Source organism: Nocardia sp. NPDC059180 (genome assembly GCF_042754945.1).
Taxonomy (GTDB): Bacteria; Actinomycetota; Actinomycetes; order Mycobacteriales; family Mycobacteriaceae; genus Nocardia.
This window is the reverse complement of sequence record NZ_JBHZBU010000002.1, coordinates 72,906-89,754: the sequence shown is the minus strand read 5'-3', so window position 1 is coordinate 89,754 and position 16,849 is coordinate 72,906. Positions and strand designations below refer to the sequence as shown.

General features: G+C 66.8%; 12 protein-coding genes. 3 read left to right on the top strand and 9 right to left on the bottom strand.

The features are described 5' to 3' along the window. The first annotated feature begins 95 nt into the window (after window positions 1-95). On the top strand, window positions 96-920 hold the full coding sequence (locus ACFXNW_RS06480) for a class I SAM-dependent methyltransferase (RefSeq protein WP_379416431.1): 825 nt from the start codon (window positions 96-98) through the stop codon (window positions 918-920). Window positions 921-958: 38 nt separating this feature from the next. Here the strand turns inward: ACFXNW_RS06480 and ACFXNW_RS06475 are convergent, their stop codons facing one another. The 3 genes from ACFXNW_RS06475 to ACFXNW_RS06465 all read right to left on the bottom strand — a co-directional run bounded on the left by ACFXNW_RS06475 (window position 959) and on the right by ACFXNW_RS06465 (window position 4,776). Next, window positions 959-1,795: an alpha/beta fold hydrolase gene (locus ACFXNW_RS06475; RefSeq protein WP_379416430.1), complete on the bottom strand. Its 837-nt coding sequence runs from the start codon at window positions 1,793-1,795 to the stop codon at window positions 959-961. Window positions 1,796-2,272: 477 nt separating this feature from the next. After that, window positions 2,273-3,631, bottom strand: a complete 1,359-nt coding sequence (locus ACFXNW_RS06470) for a flavin monoamine oxidase family protein (RefSeq protein ID WP_379416429.1) — start codon at window positions 3,629-3,631, stop codon at window positions 2,273-2,275. 161 nt (window positions 3,632-3,792) lie between these two features. Further along, window positions 3,793-4,776, bottom strand: a complete 984-nt coding sequence (locus ACFXNW_RS06465; RefSeq protein WP_379416428.1) for a nitrilase-related carbon-nitrogen hydrolase — start codon at window positions 4,774-4,776, stop codon at window positions 3,793-3,795. A gap of 122 nt (window positions 4,777-4,898) precedes the next feature. Here ACFXNW_RS06465 and ACFXNW_RS06460 point away from each other — a divergent pair, with 122 nt between their 5' ends. Then, window positions 4,899-5,516: a TetR/AcrR family transcriptional regulator gene (locus tag ACFXNW_RS06460; protein ID WP_379416426.1), complete on the top strand. Its 618-nt coding sequence runs from the start codon at window positions 4,899-4,901 to the stop codon at window positions 5,514-5,516. A 3-nt stretch (window positions 5,517-5,519) separates the two neighbouring features. Here the strand turns inward: ACFXNW_RS06460 and ACFXNW_RS06455 are convergent, their stop codons facing one another. From ACFXNW_RS06455 to ACFXNW_RS06445, 3 genes are all read right to left on the bottom strand, one after another. Continuing rightward, the gene (locus ACFXNW_RS06455) at window positions 5,520-6,977 is read right to left on the bottom strand and encodes an NAD-dependent succinate-semialdehyde dehydrogenase (RefSeq protein ID WP_379416425.1); all 1,458 of its coding nucleotides are present in this window, start codon (window positions 6,975-6,977) and stop codon (window positions 5,520-5,522) included. 76 nt (window positions 6,978-7,053) lie between these two features. After that, window positions 7,054-8,394 (bottom strand): 4-aminobutyrate--2-oxoglutarate transaminase, encoded by a 1,341-nt coding sequence (gene gabT, locus ACFXNW_RS06450; RefSeq protein WP_379416423.1) that lies wholly within the window; start codon window positions 8,392-8,394, stop codon window positions 7,054-7,056. Between the two features lie 53 nt (window positions 8,395-8,447). Next, window positions 8,448-9,881: a gamma-aminobutyraldehyde dehydrogenase gene (locus tag ACFXNW_RS06445; RefSeq protein WP_379416421.1), complete on the bottom strand. Its 1,434-nt coding sequence runs from the start codon at window positions 9,879-9,881 to the stop codon at window positions 8,448-8,450. A 213-nt stretch (window positions 9,882-10,094) separates the two neighbouring features. On the opposite strand from ACFXNW_RS06445, the gene ACFXNW_RS06440 reads away from it, so the two are divergent. Beyond that, window positions 10,095-11,621 carry a PucR family transcriptional regulator gene (locus tag ACFXNW_RS06440; RefSeq protein WP_379416420.1) on the top strand — a complete coding sequence of 509 codons (1,527 nt, stop codon included), beginning with the start codon at window positions 10,095-10,097 and terminating at the stop codon, window positions 11,619-11,621. A 3-nt stretch (window positions 11,622-11,624) separates the two neighbouring features. On the opposite strand, the gene ACFXNW_RS06435 is transcribed toward ACFXNW_RS06440, so the two are convergent. The 3 genes from ACFXNW_RS06435 to ACFXNW_RS06425 form a co-directional block, all read right to left on the bottom strand. Beyond that, window positions 11,625-14,792: an NAD-glutamate dehydrogenase domain-containing protein gene (locus ACFXNW_RS06435; RefSeq protein WP_379416418.1), complete on the bottom strand. Its 3,168-nt coding sequence runs from the start codon at window positions 14,790-14,792 to the stop codon at window positions 11,625-11,627. Between the two features lie 138 nt (window positions 14,793-14,930). Continuing rightward, window positions 14,931-15,515 (bottom strand): TetR/AcrR family transcriptional regulator, encoded by a 585-nt coding sequence (locus ACFXNW_RS06430; RefSeq protein WP_379416416.1) that lies wholly within the window; start codon window positions 15,513-15,515, stop codon window positions 14,931-14,933. A 99-nt stretch (window positions 15,516-15,614) separates the two neighbouring features. Beyond that, entirely contained in the window at window positions 15,615-16,739 is a 1,125-nt protein-coding gene (locus ACFXNW_RS06425) for an agmatine/peptidylarginine deiminase (RefSeq protein ID WP_379416414.1), read from the bottom strand. Between the last annotated feature and the right edge of the window lie 110 nt (window positions 16,740-16,849).

Genomic DNA, 16,849 nt, shown 5'->3' with positions numbered 1-16,849 from the left:
TCCGGCGCGATCCGACTGCAGGTGAGGCTCAGCAGCAGCACCACGACGACCGATGCGCACATCAGCGTGTGTACAGCGGGCAAAGGAGCCGAGATATGACACCGCAGGCACTCGTATCCCACACGGTCGACACTGCGCGATGGGTTGCAGCGCATCGCGCGGTGGAATCCGCGCGCCCCGACGCGCTGTTCCGTGACCCGCTTGCGAAACGGTTGGTCGGCGCGCGCGGGCGCGTGATCGACGAAGCGGCAGACCAGGAAATCGCTGACGACTGGTTTCTGATCACCCGCACCAAACTCATCGACGACCATATCGCCACCGCTGTAGCCGCTGGCTGCGAGCTCGTCATCAACCTCGGCGCCGGGCTCGATACGCGGCCCTATCGAATGAAGCTACCCGCGGATGTGAGGTGGATCGAAGCAGACGTGCCCGGCCTGGTTGCCGACAAGGATGCTCTGCTCGCGGATGAGGCAGCCCGCTGCGAGTTGACGCGAACCGGGCTCGACCTCACCGATTCCGTTACTGTGACAGGGTTTTTCGACACCGCTCTGGCCGATGCGCGGAAGGCCCTGGTGGTGACCGAGGGCCTGGACAGATACTTCGACAAGTCGAAGATCATCGACCTTTCCAGGGCATTGCGCCGATCTGAGGTCGTCGAATGGTGCCTCGACTTCAATGCCGTCGGCGTGGCTCAAATCGTGGCGGATCGCAGACTCGCTCTGCTGGCACACGCGCCCTTGGCCTGCCTGCCGATCGATGGTGTCGCGTGCTTCGAAAACCACGGCTGGAGCGTCGCCGGACTCGAACCCATCGTGACCGCCGCCGACCGATTCGACCGCCTGCCACCTCTGATCCGCCTTGCCCCTGGCGGGTCGCGATCGGGCGTCTCGCCCTACCGTGCTGTTATCCGATTGATCTGACCGTTGGTCTGTTGCCGACAATTCCCGCTTTCGTCACGCTATTCGAATGCGTGCCTTTCGGTGATGAAGGCGTGGAGGTCGGCGTTGAGCTGATCCATATGCGTGAGGTGCAGACCGTGCGGGCCGTCCTTATAGATTCTCAATTGGGAGAAGGGAATCAGGTCTGCGCTGCCGCGTCCGCACAAATCTACGGGGTTGAAGGCGTCGGCCCCGCCGTGGATGATCAATGCCGGTACCGAGACCTTCTCGAGCTCGGTGCGGAAATCGGTTTCCGACATGGTGTGGCTCAGCTCGAGCATCGAACGGACTGCTACCGGGCGAGTATCGTTTTTCGACCACTCGATGAGAGAGGGTGATATCGATGCGCCGGTGGCGTCGGATCCGAAGAACGGTCCGGACACCTCGTCCACCCAGCCGGGTAGATCCACTCGAATCTTCTCACGCATTCCGTCGAAGAATGCGCCATCGATCCCCTGGGGGTAGTCGTCGGCCGCGCGGAGCATCGGCGTCAGCGTAGACACCAGCACGATCCGCGACACCTTTTCAGGTCCGTATTGACTGAGGTACCGAATCACTTCCCCTGTTCCGGTGGAGTGTCCGACGAGAGTGAGATCGCGCAGATCGAGGTGTTCGATCACCGCCGCCATGTCGTCGGCAAGCGTGTCGAAGTTGTAGCCTTCCCAGGTTTGCTCGGAACGGCCGTGGCCGCGCCGGTCATAGGCAATGCAGCGCAGGCCCCGCTCGGCGAGGTAGGTCATCTGGTAAACCCACATCGCCGAGCTGAGCGACCAGCTGTGAGTAAACAGCACTGGCGAGCCGCCACCCCAATCATTGTAGAAGAGTTCAACATTGTCTTGCGTTGTTACAGAAGGCATATTCTGCTCCGTACTTCGTGAGAATCCGGTCGATTCGGCTATCGCACTGACTCATCGTTTATCAGCGACATCGATGCCGCGTCATCCTTTGGATGGACCTCGGATCTTTCCGGGGAGCTGCTGTTGCCGCCGCCCAGGGTGGGTGCACCGCATCGGTGCAGTACGCGACCCCGGCGACCGAAACACCCTCAGATTTCTCTCACCCGAACGGAGGACGACAGTAGGTGCGCGGCGTCAGAAGACCGTGCTGGCTGCCAAGCTCTCTCATCCGACGAGCGCGGCGCGTCACTACGGACTCGGCGGGATCTCACGGACGCCACTGAACGGTGGCATACTCGGCGGCGTTTCTACGCAAAGAACAGGCAGGTGCCGTCGGCCGCGGTACCTCAGGGCATTCGGCCGCCACACTGGGTCAACACCGGAAAACCAGCGCAGCGTATGAGAAGTTGTGCGCCGAGACCGGGGAGGACCCGACCACTAGTGAAGTGCTGCGACGATATCCCCGGCGGTCCGCTGCCCCATTCGGATGGCGCCGTCCACGTGCTGGTAGCCGGCACTCGCGATGTCGGAGCAGGAGAAGTGGATCGCGCCGACGGGGCTGCGCTGGTCGCGTCCGTACCGGTGCAGGCCGCCGAGGTCGAAGCTCGCCGCGTAGGCACCGCGGGTCCATTCCTCGGAGCCCCAGTCGGATTCGTAGTACACCACCGGCTCGGTTGCCTTCGGGCCGAGGAAGCGGCCGATGGACTCGAGGATCCGCGTCTTGCGTTCGACGGGAGGCAATTCGAACATTGCGTCGGCCTTCGCGTCGGAGACGAACCCGACCAGAGTGCCTCGGGTGTCGCCGTGGTTGGTGTTGTCGTAGACCTCCTGCACCACTTCGGCTGCGCTGAACCCGGTTCCGGACAACCCCTCCTCACGCCAGAACGGTGTCTCGTACACCGCGTGCACTTTGATGACCAGGCCGAGGGACTGGTGCTGGTGCATCTGGTGCTGGCGGCGGGGCAGCGGTGGGTCGAACGACACGCGCGTGTACAGGTTGGGCGGTACCGCCAGCACGACGCGTCGGGCATCGACCCGCAGGTCTCCGTCGGCGAGGACGGTGACCCCGTCGGCGCCCCATCGCACGGTTCGGACCGGCGAGTTGAGGAAGACGTCATCGCCCAACGCTTCCGCGAGGCCGTGTGAGACCTGTTGCATGCCACCGATCACTCGCCGGTCGAGGATGAAATCCTCGTTGACCAGGTTGCTGAACGAGCCCGCCGATGCTGCCATGAGCACCGCCTGTAGCACGGAGAAGGCATGCGCGGGCTTGGTCAGCATGCCGCCGGCGACGAACAGGCTGATGTTGTCGCGCGCCTCCTCGTCGTCGCTCAGTCCGGCCAGCCACTGGCGGAACGAAACGGTGTCGAGTTCCTGGGCCCGCGGGTGTGCCCAGGGCTCCTCGGCGCCGATCTCGGTGGTGAGTTGGTCGAGTATCGCGATCAGTCGGTCCATTTCGGTGCGGGTGTGCTCGCTGACCGGGAACGTGTCGCCCGAGTAGACGGTGCGCGTGCCGTCGGGTGCGATGTACACCGAGTCGCCGGTGCGGTAGCGCTCGTATGTCTTCAGGCCCAGTGCGTCGAGGGTGGCGTAGAGGGCTGACTGGTCGGGCGAGACCCACTGGCCGCCGATCTCCAGCATTGCGCCGTCGACGGTGCCGGTCCAGGTGCGGCCGCCGACGCGGTCGCGGGCTTCCAGCACCGCCACCGACAGACCGGCCTTCGCCAGTTCGGTGGCGGCGGTCAGGCCGGACGGTCCGGCCCCGACGATCACGACATCACGGGTGAGTGTGGGCATGGGAATTCCTTCATCAGGGGTGTTGTGCAGTGAGTTCTGTGTCTCGGACACAAGTTGGCTGGAGCCGGTACGGCGGACCTGTGACTAGTCTGCGCGGCGCTACGGCGCGGCAGGTCTGGTTGCAGGTGTTGCGGTGGATTCCGCCGTCGTACGACGGCCCATTACGACCTGCCCAAGGGATACAGCGGTTCGACGGGGGCCGTCAGCTGCGCGTAGGTGTCGGGTCGACGGGTGGTCAGGAACGGGAACAGAGTCAGCCAGTCACGGCGCTGGTCCAGATCGAGATCGGCGACCAGGACCGCGGATTCGTCCCGCGGGGCCTGTACCAGGATCCGCCCGTAGGGGTCGGAAATGAACGATGAGCCGTAGAAGGTGATCAGGCCTTCGTTGCCGTACCGGTTGGGGGCGATCATGAAGGTGCCGCTGGCGATGCCGTTGCCGACGATCACCTGCTGCCACAGCGGTTGGGTGTCGAAATCCGGGTGGTAAGGCTCGGAACCGATGGCGGTGGGGTAGACGATGATCTCGGCGCCGCGCAGCGAGTACATCCTGGCGACTTCGGGGAACCATTCGTCCCAGCACGTCGGCATACCGATGCGGACGCCGCCGAGATTCTCGGGAGTGTGCACCGTGTACGCCTCGTCGGTGGCCTGCCCGCCGCGAAAGTAGGTGTCCTCGTAGTAGCCGGCGGTCACCGGGATGTGGAGTTTGCGGGTGCGGCCGACGAGTTTGCCTGTGGGCGAAACGAGTATCGCGGTGTTGAAGCCCAACCCATCGGTGTAGCTGGTGCCGTTCTCCGCACTGTTTCGTTCGTAGAGCGAGGCGTGTACGAACACTCCGTGTTGGACGGCGGCCTCGGCGGCGAAGGTGAACGTTGGGCCGATCAGCAGATCTTCGGCGCGTGCACCGGGATTGTCGCCGGCCGGGGCGGACGCCGGGTACCGGCTGAGGGTCAACTCGGGCAGGAACACGATCGCGGCGCCGAGCCCGGCGGCCGTCGCGATGCCCTCGCCCAGTTCGGCTCGCACAGCGTCGGGATCGTCTTGCCACCGGTGCTGCACGAGGGCAACGCGAAGAGGTGCGCGGGAGGGTTCATACACCCGGGCCGGCGAGAGCGGGGGTACGAGCGAGGTGATTGTCAACATCGGGCGTCCTGGTGTGGTCCGGGAAGAATAAAACGAATGTGATTCGTTAAGTATGCTGGTTTCCGGCCCAGGTGACAAGGGGCCTGTGTGATCGGGCCCGCAGCGGCCGGGAAGGAGAACGGATGCCGCGGCCCTCGCGTCCCAAGCTGTCGCCGCAGATCATCGTCGATGCGGCGCTCCACATGGTCGATACCGCAGGCGATTTCACGATGCCGGGGCTCGCCGAGCGGCTGAACGTGCGGCCCTCGTCGTTGTACAACCACGTCGCAGGCCGGGCCGAGATCGTCGAGCTGATGCGGGCTCGGGTGATGGACGATATCCATGTCGAGGGTGTCGGTGCCGAGGACGGTGATTGGGTCGAGACGGTGGCTGTGCTCGCTCGCGAGTACCGGCTCAGCTATTCGAAGCATCCCCGGCTGATCCCACTACTGACCGCGCACACGGTGCAGACCGATGTCGCGTTCGGGATGTACAACGCGCTGGCGACCGCCTTTGCCGCAGGTGGGTTCGCCCCGGCGCAGGTGCTGCACGCCATCACCACGCTCGACAGTTTCGTGCTCGGTTCGGCGCTGGATCTGGCCGCGCCGCAAGAGGTGTGGGCGAACACCCCGCGAGCGAACGAGCCGATGCGGGCGGCGCTCGCCGCAGCGGGGACCGCTCCGCATCGTGCCGACGACGCCTTCGAGTTCGGGCTCGGAACGCTCATCAGCGGCTGGCAGGCACGGTCCCGCGCGGTGTAGGGGTCAGGCGGGCAGCGCGACGTATTTGGTGGTGAGGTACTCGTCGATGCCCTCGGTGCCGCCCTCACTGCCGAGTCCGGACTGCTTGACCCCTCCGAAGGGGGCGGCGGGATCAGAAATCACCCCGCGGTTCACGCCGACCATGCCGGATTCGAGGGCCTTTGCGACGCGCAGCGCACGATCGAGATTCGTGGTGTAGAAGTAGGCGGCGAGACCGTACTCGGTGTCGTTGGCGGTGGCGATCGCCTCTGCCTCGCTGTCGAACCCGATGATCGCGGCGACGGGGCCGAAGATCTCCTCGCGCACGATCCGGGCGTCGGACGGGATGTTGTCGAGGACAGTGGGTTCGAAGAAGTAGCCGGGGCCTTCGACGCGTCGACCGCCCGTCCGGATCCGTGCGCCGGCGTCGACAGCGTCGTCGACGAGTCCGGCTACCGCCGAGCGTTGCCGCTCGTTGATCAGCGGGCCGAGGTCGGTGCCGTCCTGATACCCGGCTCCGATGCGCATCGCGGAGATCTTCTCGGTGAGTTGGGCGGTGAACTCTTCACGGATCGCGTTGTGCACGAGGATCCGGTTGGCCGCTGTGCAGGCCTCGCCACCATTGCGCATCTTGGCTGTCATGGCGCCCGCGACCGCGGCGTCGATATCGGCATCGTCGAACACGACGAACGGGGCGTTGCCGCCGAGTTCCATCGAGGTACGCAGCACCTGCTGGGCGGACTGCTCGAGGAGCAGCTTGCCGACGCGGGTTGAGCCGGTGAAGGTGACCTTGCGTAGCCGCGGGTCCGCGATGAGCGGACCGGTGACGGCGGCGGCATCGGAGGTCGGTAGCACCGACAGCACACCGGCGGGTAGCCCTGCCTCCGCGAAGATCTCCGCCAGCAGCAGCATCGTCAGCGGGGTATCTTCGGCCGGCTTGACGATCATGGTGCAGCCGGCGGCGAGGGCGGGCCCGATCTTGCGGGTGCCCATGGCGAGGGGGAAGTTCCATGGCGTGATCGCCAGGCAGGGCCCGAGCGGTTCCTTGGTGACGAGGATTCGCCCGTTGCCCGACGGCGCTTCGGTGTAGCGGCCGCCGATTCGGACGGCTTCCTCGCTGAACCAGCGCAGGAACTCCGCGCCGTAGGCGACCTCGCCGCAGCTCTCGGCGATCGTCTTGCCCATCTCGAGTGTCATCAGCAGGGCCAAGTCCTCGGTGCGCGCGATGACGAGCTCCCACGCCTTCCGCAGGATCCGTGAACGCTCTCGTGGTGCGGTGGCCGCCCACTCATCCTGCACGCGGGACGCGGCGTCGAGGGCTCGCAGTGCGTCCTTGCCGCCCGCGTCGGCGACCTCGGCGATCGTCTCACCCGTTGCCGGGTCGATGACGGGGAAGCTCGCTCCCTCGAGGGGGTCGGCCCCCGCACCGTCGATCCAGAGGCGGGTGGGTACAGCGGTGAGAAGGCGGTCGATGTTGGTCATGTCTTTCCTCGTGTTGCCTGTGATGGGTGCCTTCGGCAGGTCGGACCGAAGGTCCCTTCACCGTTGGTGGATGGGATCAAGCGGCGTCGCGGATGGACTGCTCGAGGACCGTGAGTGCGTCGTCGAGCAGGTCGTCGCCGATCACCAGCGGCGGCAGTAGCCGGATGACGTTTCCGTAGGTGCCGCAGGTGAGCACGATGACGCCCTGCTCGAGGGCTCGGGCGGCGATCGCCTTGGTCAAGTCGGCATCCGGTTCCCGGGTGCCGGGCTTGACGAGTTCGATGGCGATCATGGCGCCGCGCCCGCGGACGTCGCCGATAACGGGGACTTGCTCGGCGAGAGCGCGCAGGCGGGCCGTCGCGACCTCCCCGATACGGCGAGCGCGGGCGGGCAGATCCAGTTCACGCATGGTTTCGAGAGCGGAGAGAGCCGCGGCGCAAGCGATCGGGTTGCCACCATAGGTGCCGCCGAGTCCGCCGGGGTGGACCTTGTCGAGCAGGTCGGCGCGCCCGGTGATCGCCGACAGGGGGAGCCCCCCGGCGATGCCCTTGGCCATGGTGATGATGTCGGGCACGATCGCCTCGTCCTCGCACGCGAACCATGAGCCGGTACGGGCAAACCCCGTCTGTACCTCGTCGGCGATGAACACGATCCCCTTCTCGCGAGCCCATGCGGTCAGGGTCGGCAGGAATCCCGGTGCGGGAACGATGAATCCACCCTCACCCTGGATCGGTTCGAGGATGATCGCGGCGACAGCGTCGGCGCCGATCTGCTTCTCGATCGCGGTGATGGCGCGACGGGCGGCCTGCTCGCCGGTCAGTCCCGCCTCGTCTCGGAACGGATACGACGCCGGCATCCGATAGACCTCCGGTGCGAACGGACCGAAGTTGGTCTTGTAGGGCATCGTCTTGGCGGTCAGCGCCATGGTGAGGTTGGTGCGGCCGTGGTAGGCGTGGTCGAACGCGACGACCGCCATCCGTCCGGTGGCCAGGCGGGCGACCTTGATCGCGTTCTCCACTGCCTCGGCGCCGGAGTTGAACAGTACGGTGCGCTTGTCGTGGTCGCCGGGCGTCAGGGCCGCCAGTTCCTCGGCCACCCGGATGTAGCTCTCGTACGGGGTGACCATGAAGCAGGTGTGGGTGAAGTGGGCCGCCTGCTCGGAAACCGCCTGAGCGACACCGGGATCGGAAGCACCGACGCTGGTCACCGCGATACCGGAACCGAGGTCGATCAGCGAGTTGCCGTCGACGTCGACGATCACGCCGCCATCCGCGTCCGCGGCGTACACCGGCACGGACGAGCCGACTCCTGCGGCGACGGCGGCGCGCCGGCGTGCCGTGAGCTCGGCCGACCGCGGGCCGGGCAGCGCGGTGACCAGAGCGCGCTTCTGGGGGAGACGATGGGAAATGGTGCTCATGCCTGTGAGTCCTTCGAATGGGGGAGTGCGGTCGGAGACGTGGGGAGAGCCGGTCAGTCGTGGGCGCTCATCACGTGCTTGATGCGGGTGTAGTCCTCGACGCCGTAGGCGGACAGGTCCTTGCCGTAGCCGGACTGCTTGAATCCGCCGTGCGGCATCTCCGCGACCAGCGGGATATGGCAGTTGACCCAGACCGCGCCGGCGTCGAGGGCCGCGGTGATCCGCTGCACCCGCCCGTGGTCCTTCGTCCACACGCTCGCGGCGAGCCCGAAGTCGACCCCGTTGGCGAGTTCGACGGCCTGCTCCTCGTCGCGGAAGGACTGCACGGTCAGGACCGGGCCGAATGTCTCCTCTTGGACGATCGCATCCTGCTGGTCGACCCCCGTGATCACCGTGGGTGCGAAGAAGTATCCGGTGTCGCCGACTCGTGCGCCGCCGGTGCGGATCTTCGCCGCGGCGGGTAGAGCTGCGATCTTCTCGGTGACGCGGGCGAAGTGGGCGGCGTTGTTGAGCGGGCCGTAGAAGGTCTCCGGGTCGTCCGGAAGGCCGGTCTTGATGGTCTCGGCCTTGGCGACGAGGGCGTCGACCAGGGCATCGTGGATCGACTCGTGCACAAGTACACGGGTGGCGGCAGTGCAGTCCTGGCCGCCGTTGAAGAAGGCGGCTTCAGCGATGCCGCTCGCGGTCTTGTCGATGTCCGTGTCGTCGAAGACGACAGCCGGTGCTTTGCCGCCCAGCTCCAAATGAGCGCGCTTGAGCTGCTTTGCCGCCGATACCGCGACCTCGATTCCGGCCCGGACCGATCCCGTGATCGACACCAGGCCCAGCGCCGGGTGCCCGACAAGGGCCGCGCCGGTGTGCGCGCTGCCGAGGACCACATTCAGCACCCCGTCCGGCAAGATCCCCTTCGAGAGCCGGGCCAGCACCAGCGTGCTTTCTGGAGTCGTGTCGCTCGGCTTGAGCACGATGGTGTTGCCTGCCGCCAGCGCCGGGCCGATCTTCCAGATCGCCATCATGAACGGGTAGTTCCACGGGGTGACTTGGCCGACGACACCGATCGGTTCCCGGCGAACGTAGGAGGTGAACCCTTCCATGTACTCGCCCGCCGACTTGCCCTCGAGTAGCCGGGCGGCACCGGCGAAGAACCGGAGCTGGTCGGCCCCGACCTTCACTTCCTCGGCGGCAATGACCGCTTTCGGCTGCCCGGTGTTGCGGCACTGCGCCTCGACGAGTTCATCGCTGTGTGCCTCGATCGCGTCCGCCAGTGCCAGCAGCGCGGACTGCCGCTGCCCGGGGGTGGACTTCCCCCACGTGCGGAACGCGCGCCGAGCTGCGGACACCGCCGCCTCGACATCCGCCTCGGTGGACACCGGGGCCCTTCCGACGACCGTTTCGTCCACGGGGTTTACCAGGTCGATCACCTCGTCGGAAGTGGAATCGACGAAAGCGCCGTCGATGTAGTTCTTCAGAGGCTCGGGCGTCGTCATGGTGTTCGGTCCTCTCGCTCGGTTGCGTCCGGCCGATCCGGCCTCGCATTCCAACACTGACCAATGTGCTCCGGCACACACGCCTAGTCATCTGCCAAAATGGCGGATACGAGGGTCATATATTCGACGGATCGGCGTGGTGCGCCTAGTGCGGTGGGTGCGGCAGGATCCAGTGGTTGCTCGGCCGGAACACGACAGGTGCTGGGGTGTCTGATGAGTCTTCCCATTCGCTGGCTGCTGACCCAGCCGGATCTGGACCTCGAGCTCCGAGGTGGTGGCGCCGGCCTGAGTCGCGAGGTCACCTCCGCACTGACTACCGAGCTGAGTGATCCGTCGCCGTGGCTTTCCGGTGGCGAATTGGTTCTGACCACGGGCATCGGACTGCCCCTTGCTCCGGCCGATCGCCGCCGGTATGTCGGCGCTCTGTACGAATCAGGTGTGGCCGCAATCGGTTTCGGCACCGGGCTGTCGTATCCTGCCGTACCCGATGAGCTGATCGCTGCGGCGGAGGAGCTCGGCCTTCCGTTGCTCGAGGTACCACTGCCGACACCGTTCGCGGCGGTGGTCAAGCGGGTCATGGGCAGGCTCGCCGAGCAGGAGTACGAGGGCGTGCTGCGTGCGTCGCGGGCGCAGCCTCGGATGACGCGGGCCGCGATCCAGGGCGGGCCCGCGGCAACGATCCGGGAGCTGGCGGTCGCGTCGTCGGCAACGGTGTTGCTCCTCGATCCGGCCGCACGGGTGATCGACGCCTATCCGGCTGAAGTCGACGCCGGGATTCTGGCGGAGGTCGCGGCACTGGTGGCGAGCGGAACAGCGTCCGCGGTCAGCATCGTCGCCCAAGGAGCGGGCGGAGCAACGGTCACCGTGCAGACGATCAGCGCAGGCACCGTCGTGCACGGCTACGTCGCGGCGGTGACCTCGACCGCCCTCAGCCACGTCGACCAAGTACTGCTCGGCCACGCGAACTCGTTGCTCGCGTTGGATTTCGAGAAGCCCCGACGGCTGCGGTCCACACAGAACAAGCTCAACAGCGAGGCTCTGGGGCTGTTGTTGTCCGCTGACGTCGATCTGGGGCCGGCCCGCGCCCAGGTCACCCACGCCGCCGACGACCAGGGCCTGTTGCGTGCGATGACCCTGCTGTGCGAGTCCGACGACGCCGTCACCCGGGCCGAATCGGTTGTCGACGAGCAGATGAACCGCGCTGCCCGTCAGATGTTCGCCCGCCGGGACGGTACTCGGCTGACCGTCCTGCTCCGGGGTGGCGACGACGCCGGTTTCGTGCGTCGGGTGCTCGGCGGTATGGGCCCCGCCGAGTTGAAAGTGCTGCGCGTGGGTCTGAGCACGCCGCACGCCGTTGGCGAGGTCTCAGCGGCTGTCGAGCAATCCCGACTGACCGCATCGGCAGCCGAATTCGGTGGCCGCCCGGTGGAATTCGCAGCCCTCGCGGGAAGCGCGCTACTGACCTTCCCCGAATCGCGGCGTGTGCTCGACGCGGTCGCGGACACTATGGTCACGCCCCTACTCGACCACGACACCCGGCACGGCACCGAGCTGCTCGCCTCCCTTCGCGCGTACCTCGAGGCCAACGGGCACTGGGAATCCGCGGCCGCCACGCTCGGCGTGCACCGCCACACGCTGCGCAGCCGGATAGCGCGAATCGAGACCATCCTCGGCTGCGATATGGACGTGGCACGGGTACGCGCCGAGCTGCTGCTGGCCATCATCTCCCGGCAGCGCTGACCCTCATGCGCGCACGGCAAGCGCCAGCTCGGCGTTGGCGACGCAGCCGCGCGCACTGTCGACGTGCCCGGTCCGGCGCAGGTCGCCGATGATCGCGGCGAGGCGTTCGGAGCCGGTCGGGTGCACGGCCCGCCACGCCTCGACGGCCTCACCTGCGGATGCGTCCGGGTCGGCAGCGCGCAGTACCGCTGCTACCAGCGAGTGCCACGATTCGTGCAGGTCGTCATCGATCACAGCGCCTGCCATGGTCTCCCAATATCCTGCAGTGGGCCCGGCGAGGGCGGCCGAAGCCAGCCAGTCGAGGCCGAACTCGCGCCCTACCTCCCGGTACGCCTGCCCGACCTGGTCAACCGTCCTGCCCACCGCGTGCGCCGTCTCGCCGAGCGCGGGCGACTGAGCGAGCAGCCGTAGTGTCTGGAGGTCGTGATCGAGCCGGCCGGTCAGTCGGGGCAACGAGTCGGCGAGCGCAGTCACCATGGGCGCGAGGCGGGCGATCTCGGCGCCGGGATCGGCAGCCGGATCGCGGTGCCGGAGCAGCCAGCAGGTGGCGCGTTCGATCAGGTCGTGCACGCCGAAGAGCAGGCCGAGTCTCGTTCGCTGAGTGATATCCGGCAGCAACAGCGCCTCGTCCCATATCCGGTCGATGTCGAAGGCCGCGCGCACCACCGAGTACGCGACGACGATCTCCGGCGTGCCCACGCCGAGCCGCTCCTCGAGCCGGTGGATGAACCCGGGCCCGACCCGGTCGATGATCTCGTTGGCCAGCACGACCGCGACGATCTCGCGCGCCACCCGGTGCCCGTGCAGCTCGGCGCCGAGGCGCTCCCGGATCCGCGCCGGGAAGTACTCCACCAGGACGTCGGCGAACAAGGGGGCGTCGATGGCCGACGAGGCGAGCAGTTCGTCGCGAACCAGGTTCTTCGACATCGCCAGCAGGACCGCGATCTCGGGTCGTACGAGTCCGACGCCTGCGCGTTGCCGGGCGGCGAGTTCGCCCGGCGACGGCAACACCTCGGCGGCACGGTTCATCCCGGTCGCCTCCTCGAGGTTCTCGATCAGCCGTTCGTGGCGACTGAGCAGGAACGGTGCGTGGACCTCGGCGAGGCTGATGGCGAGGGTCTGCCGGTCACAGTCGGCGAGAACCGCCGACGCCACCTCGCCCTCGGCAGCGGCGAGCAGCCGATCTCGATCGCCGCCGGGCAGGCCACCGGCAGCGATAGCGGCATCGAGGGCGATCTTGAGATTGACTTCGCGGTCGGAGGTGGCCACGCCGGCCGCGTTGTCGATGAAGTCGGCGTTGACCCGGCCGCCCGCGAGGGCGAACTCGACTCGGGCTCGCTGGGTGAGTCCGAGGTTGCCGCCCTCGCCGATTGCAGTGCAGCGCAATGTGTCGGCGTCGACGCGGACGTTGTCGTTGACCGGATCTGCCGCGGCGGAATGGGAGTCGGTGGAGGCCTTGACGTAGGTGCCGATTCCGCCATTCCACAGCAGGTCGGCGTCTGCGCGGAGGATGGCCTTGATGACCTCGTGTGGCGGCAGTTCGGTGGCGTCGAGACCGAGCCGCCGCTGGACCTGCGGGGATAGCGGTACCGACTTGGCGGTCCGGGGCCATACGCCGCCGCCGGGCGAGATCACCGAGCGGTCGTAATCGTCCCAGCTGCTGTGGGGGAGGGTGGCAAGGCGTTCGCGTTCGCGGTAGGACAGGCGCGGGTCCGGGTCCGGGTCGAGGAAGATGTGGCGGTGGTCGAAGGCGCCGATGAGGCGGATCTGCCGCGACAGCAGCATCCCGTTGCCGAACACATCGCCGGACATGTCGCCGACGCCGACGACGGTGAAGGGGTCGGTGTCCACCGCGATGCCTGTCTCGGCCAGGTGCCTGCGCACCGAACCCCATGCGCCGCGCGCGGTGATCCCCATCGCCTTGTGGTCGTACCCGGCCGATCCGCCGGAGGCGAACGCGTCTGCGAGCCAGAACCCCCGGTCGTTCGCGATGGCGTTGGCGAGGTCGGAGTACCGGGCGGTGCCCTTATCGGCTGCGACCACGAGGTAGGGATCGGCCCCGTCGTAGATCACGGCGTCCACCGGGTGCACGATTTCACCCTCGACGATGTTGTCCGTCACGTCGAGCAAAGCGCCGATGAAGTCCGAGTAGGCATGGCGGACTTGGTCCGGGGTCGGATCCGCTGTGCCGCGGACGACGAAGGCGCCCTTGGCGCCCATCGGCACGATCAGCGAATTCTTCACGATCTGGGTCTTCATCAGACCCAGCACCTCGGTCCGGAAGTCATCTCGGCGGTCGGACCAGCGCAGCCCGCCACGGGAGATCGGTCCGCCCCGCAGGTGAGTGCCCTCGACGCTCGGTCCGTGTACGAAGATCTCGCGATAGGGCACGACTGCGGGCTGCGGGCTCACCAGAGCTGGGTCGATCTTGAACGAGAGCGGACCGCGTAGATGAGTACCTCGCTGAAACCAGTTCGTGCGAAGGATTGCCGCGACGAATGACCACAACGACCGCAACAGCCGGTCCTCGTCGAGGGACGACGTGGCAGCGACGTTGCGGTCGATATCTGCCACCGCTGTCTCGATGCATTCGTCGCGAGCCGGCAGGTCAGGGGTGAAGCGGGCCCGGAACAGTGCGACGAGCCCGCGTACGAACCCTGGCTGGGTGAGGAGTATGTCGGCCATCGTGGCTTCGGAAAGCTCGAGGCCGACCTGGCGCAAGTAGCGTGCGGCGACGCGCATGAGCACCACATCGGTCCAGTGCACTCGGGCAGATGCCACGAGCAGCAGGAAACGGTCGGCTTCGACCGCTTGGGTGGCGACAGCGGTGAATGCCTCCGAGACCAAGTCGGCGGTGGTGCGATCCCACGGAAAATCAGTGGGGCAGAAGACGAATCGATGCTCACTGGTATCGGGATCATGGAGGGTGTCGCTTCGGTGCGCCAGTTCATGTGTGGCGACACACAGACCCAGGTGTGCGAACGTCTCGACGAGGTCTGCAAGCAGTGGGGCACCGTGCGGCCAGGTGAGGGTGGCGGAAATGGCGTCATCACCGGTGCCGGCGTCGAACCGCAGTGTCGGGTGCACGTTCGTCCGGGACGGGCCTGAGCCGGCACATTGGATATCCAGGACGGAGCCCTCCGAACCAGCGGCCGCGGCGATGTGCCTCATCGATACTCCCTACGTCTTTGTAACCGGGTGACGAGAACGAGTCTGTCCGTGTGAGACGTGGGGCACATCAGCCAAAACGGTGTATCGGCGGCTGCTGGGCACGCCCAATTGGAATGGGCGGACGAAAGGTTCGAGCGTTCAGTTCATCGCAGGGCGGCGGCCGAGCTCGGCGTTGATTGCGCCCGACAGGAGATTCCGCGCCCGATTCAGGGTGATCGACCCGCTGAGCCAGCGTTCGCTCAGCCCTTCGACGAGGGCGGTGAGTCGACCGGCGGCGTCGGCGGGTTCGGCCTCCGCGTGCACGAGACCGTCGGTCTGTGCCTGCCGGATAAGGGCTTCGACTTCGTCGGCCCACGCTTGCGTGGCGTTACGCAGTTGCTCGCGAAGATCCTCGGAGAACACTGCCGTCGCTCGCAGCTCGCCCCAGGCGATGCTGTTCTCACGAACTGCTGGTGTGCTCTGGATCTCCAGCAGGAGAGCCTGTTCGAGCTGCTCGCGGGCGTCCCCCGAGAGGCGGGCGTCCTCGGTGTATCGCTCGGCGCGGTCGTTGATGTGCTCGAGGGCGCGCCGAAGCACGCCCGCGCGGTCTTGAAAGTGGTAGTAGATCAGTGCGGTCGAGATGCCCGCCTCCTTGGCGAGGTTCTCGACGCGCAGCCCACGTACGCCGGATCGGGCGATGACTCGTACGGCGGCTTCCAGAATCTGGGTTTGACGGTCCGACACGACACCTCACTCTACGGAAACCCGGCCTGCGGGCCCTGCCCGACGGGTGAACGTCGAGCAGGGAGGCCGGGGGAGAGAACCAGGGCCACAGCGATGGGCCTAGTCGGCGGGCTCTTGCTGGGTGGTGCAGTGGATTCCGCCACCGCCGGCGGCAATACCGTCGATATTGATCTGCACGACTCGGCGATCAGGGAAGAGGCGTTCCAGCTCGTCTTTTGCGGCCTGGTCGGTCTCGGGGTCACCGAACTCGGGGGCGATCACCGCACCGTTGCACACGTAGAAGTTGATGTAGCCGCCCGCGAAGTCGTCGGATGCGAACTCCGGCCGGACCGTGCCCGGCGCGTCGAGTACCACGACCTCGAGCGCGCGCCCCTGGGCGTCGGTCGCCGTCTCGAGGATCTCGAGGTGGCGGGTGGTGACGTCGTGGTCGAACGATTCCGGGTCGGGATCGTATCCGGCGACGACGACTCCCGGGCGTGCGAACCGGGCGTAGAAATCGGTGTGGCCGTCGGTGATGTCCTTGCCCTTGATGCCGGGCAGCCAGATGATCTTGTCGAGCCCCAGCAGCGGCATGAGTTCGGCCTCGACGTCGGCCTTCGACCATCCGGGGTTGCGATTGTCGTTGAGGACGCAGCTCTCGGTGATGAGGGCGGTTCCTTCGCCGTCGACCTCGATGCCGCCGCCCTCGAGAACGAGATCGGTAGGCAGCAATTCGACCTCGGCGCGGCTGGCGACGAAGGCGGCCACTCCCGCGTCGTTGTCGAAGTCCTGCTTCTCGCCCCAGCCGTTGAAGTTGAAGTCGACCGCGGCCTTGGTGCCGTTCCCGTGCACGAACACCGGCCCGGTGTCTCGCATCCAGAGGTCGTCGAGCGGAGCGACGACGAGTTCGACCGTCGGGCCGACGAGGTCCCGGGCGAGGTCGAGGTCCTCGGCGTTCACCAGCATCGTGACCGGCTCGAACTGGGCGATTGTCTGCGCGATCGTTGCCAGGTTGCGCTGAACCTCGGGGACCAACGCGGCGCCCCAGATCTCTTCGCTCGCGGCGAAGGCCATCCAGGTTCGCTTGTGCTGGTCACCCTCTTCTGGCATCTGCCACGCGCGGTCGTCGGCGACGTCCCCGGTGCCGTCCCCGTCCGTGGTAGGGGACCCGCTGTCCGAGCACGCCACAACCAACAACCCGCCGGCCGCTGCCAAGCTCGACTGCAGGAATTGCCGTCTGAGCATCGTTGATCTCCTTAGTTCCCGCGCAAGCCGACACGTGTGCGCGAGGGGTTCGCGCATCTCCTTGCCGTCCACACATCCTAATCTGACCAAAGATTCAGTCAAGGCGCCAC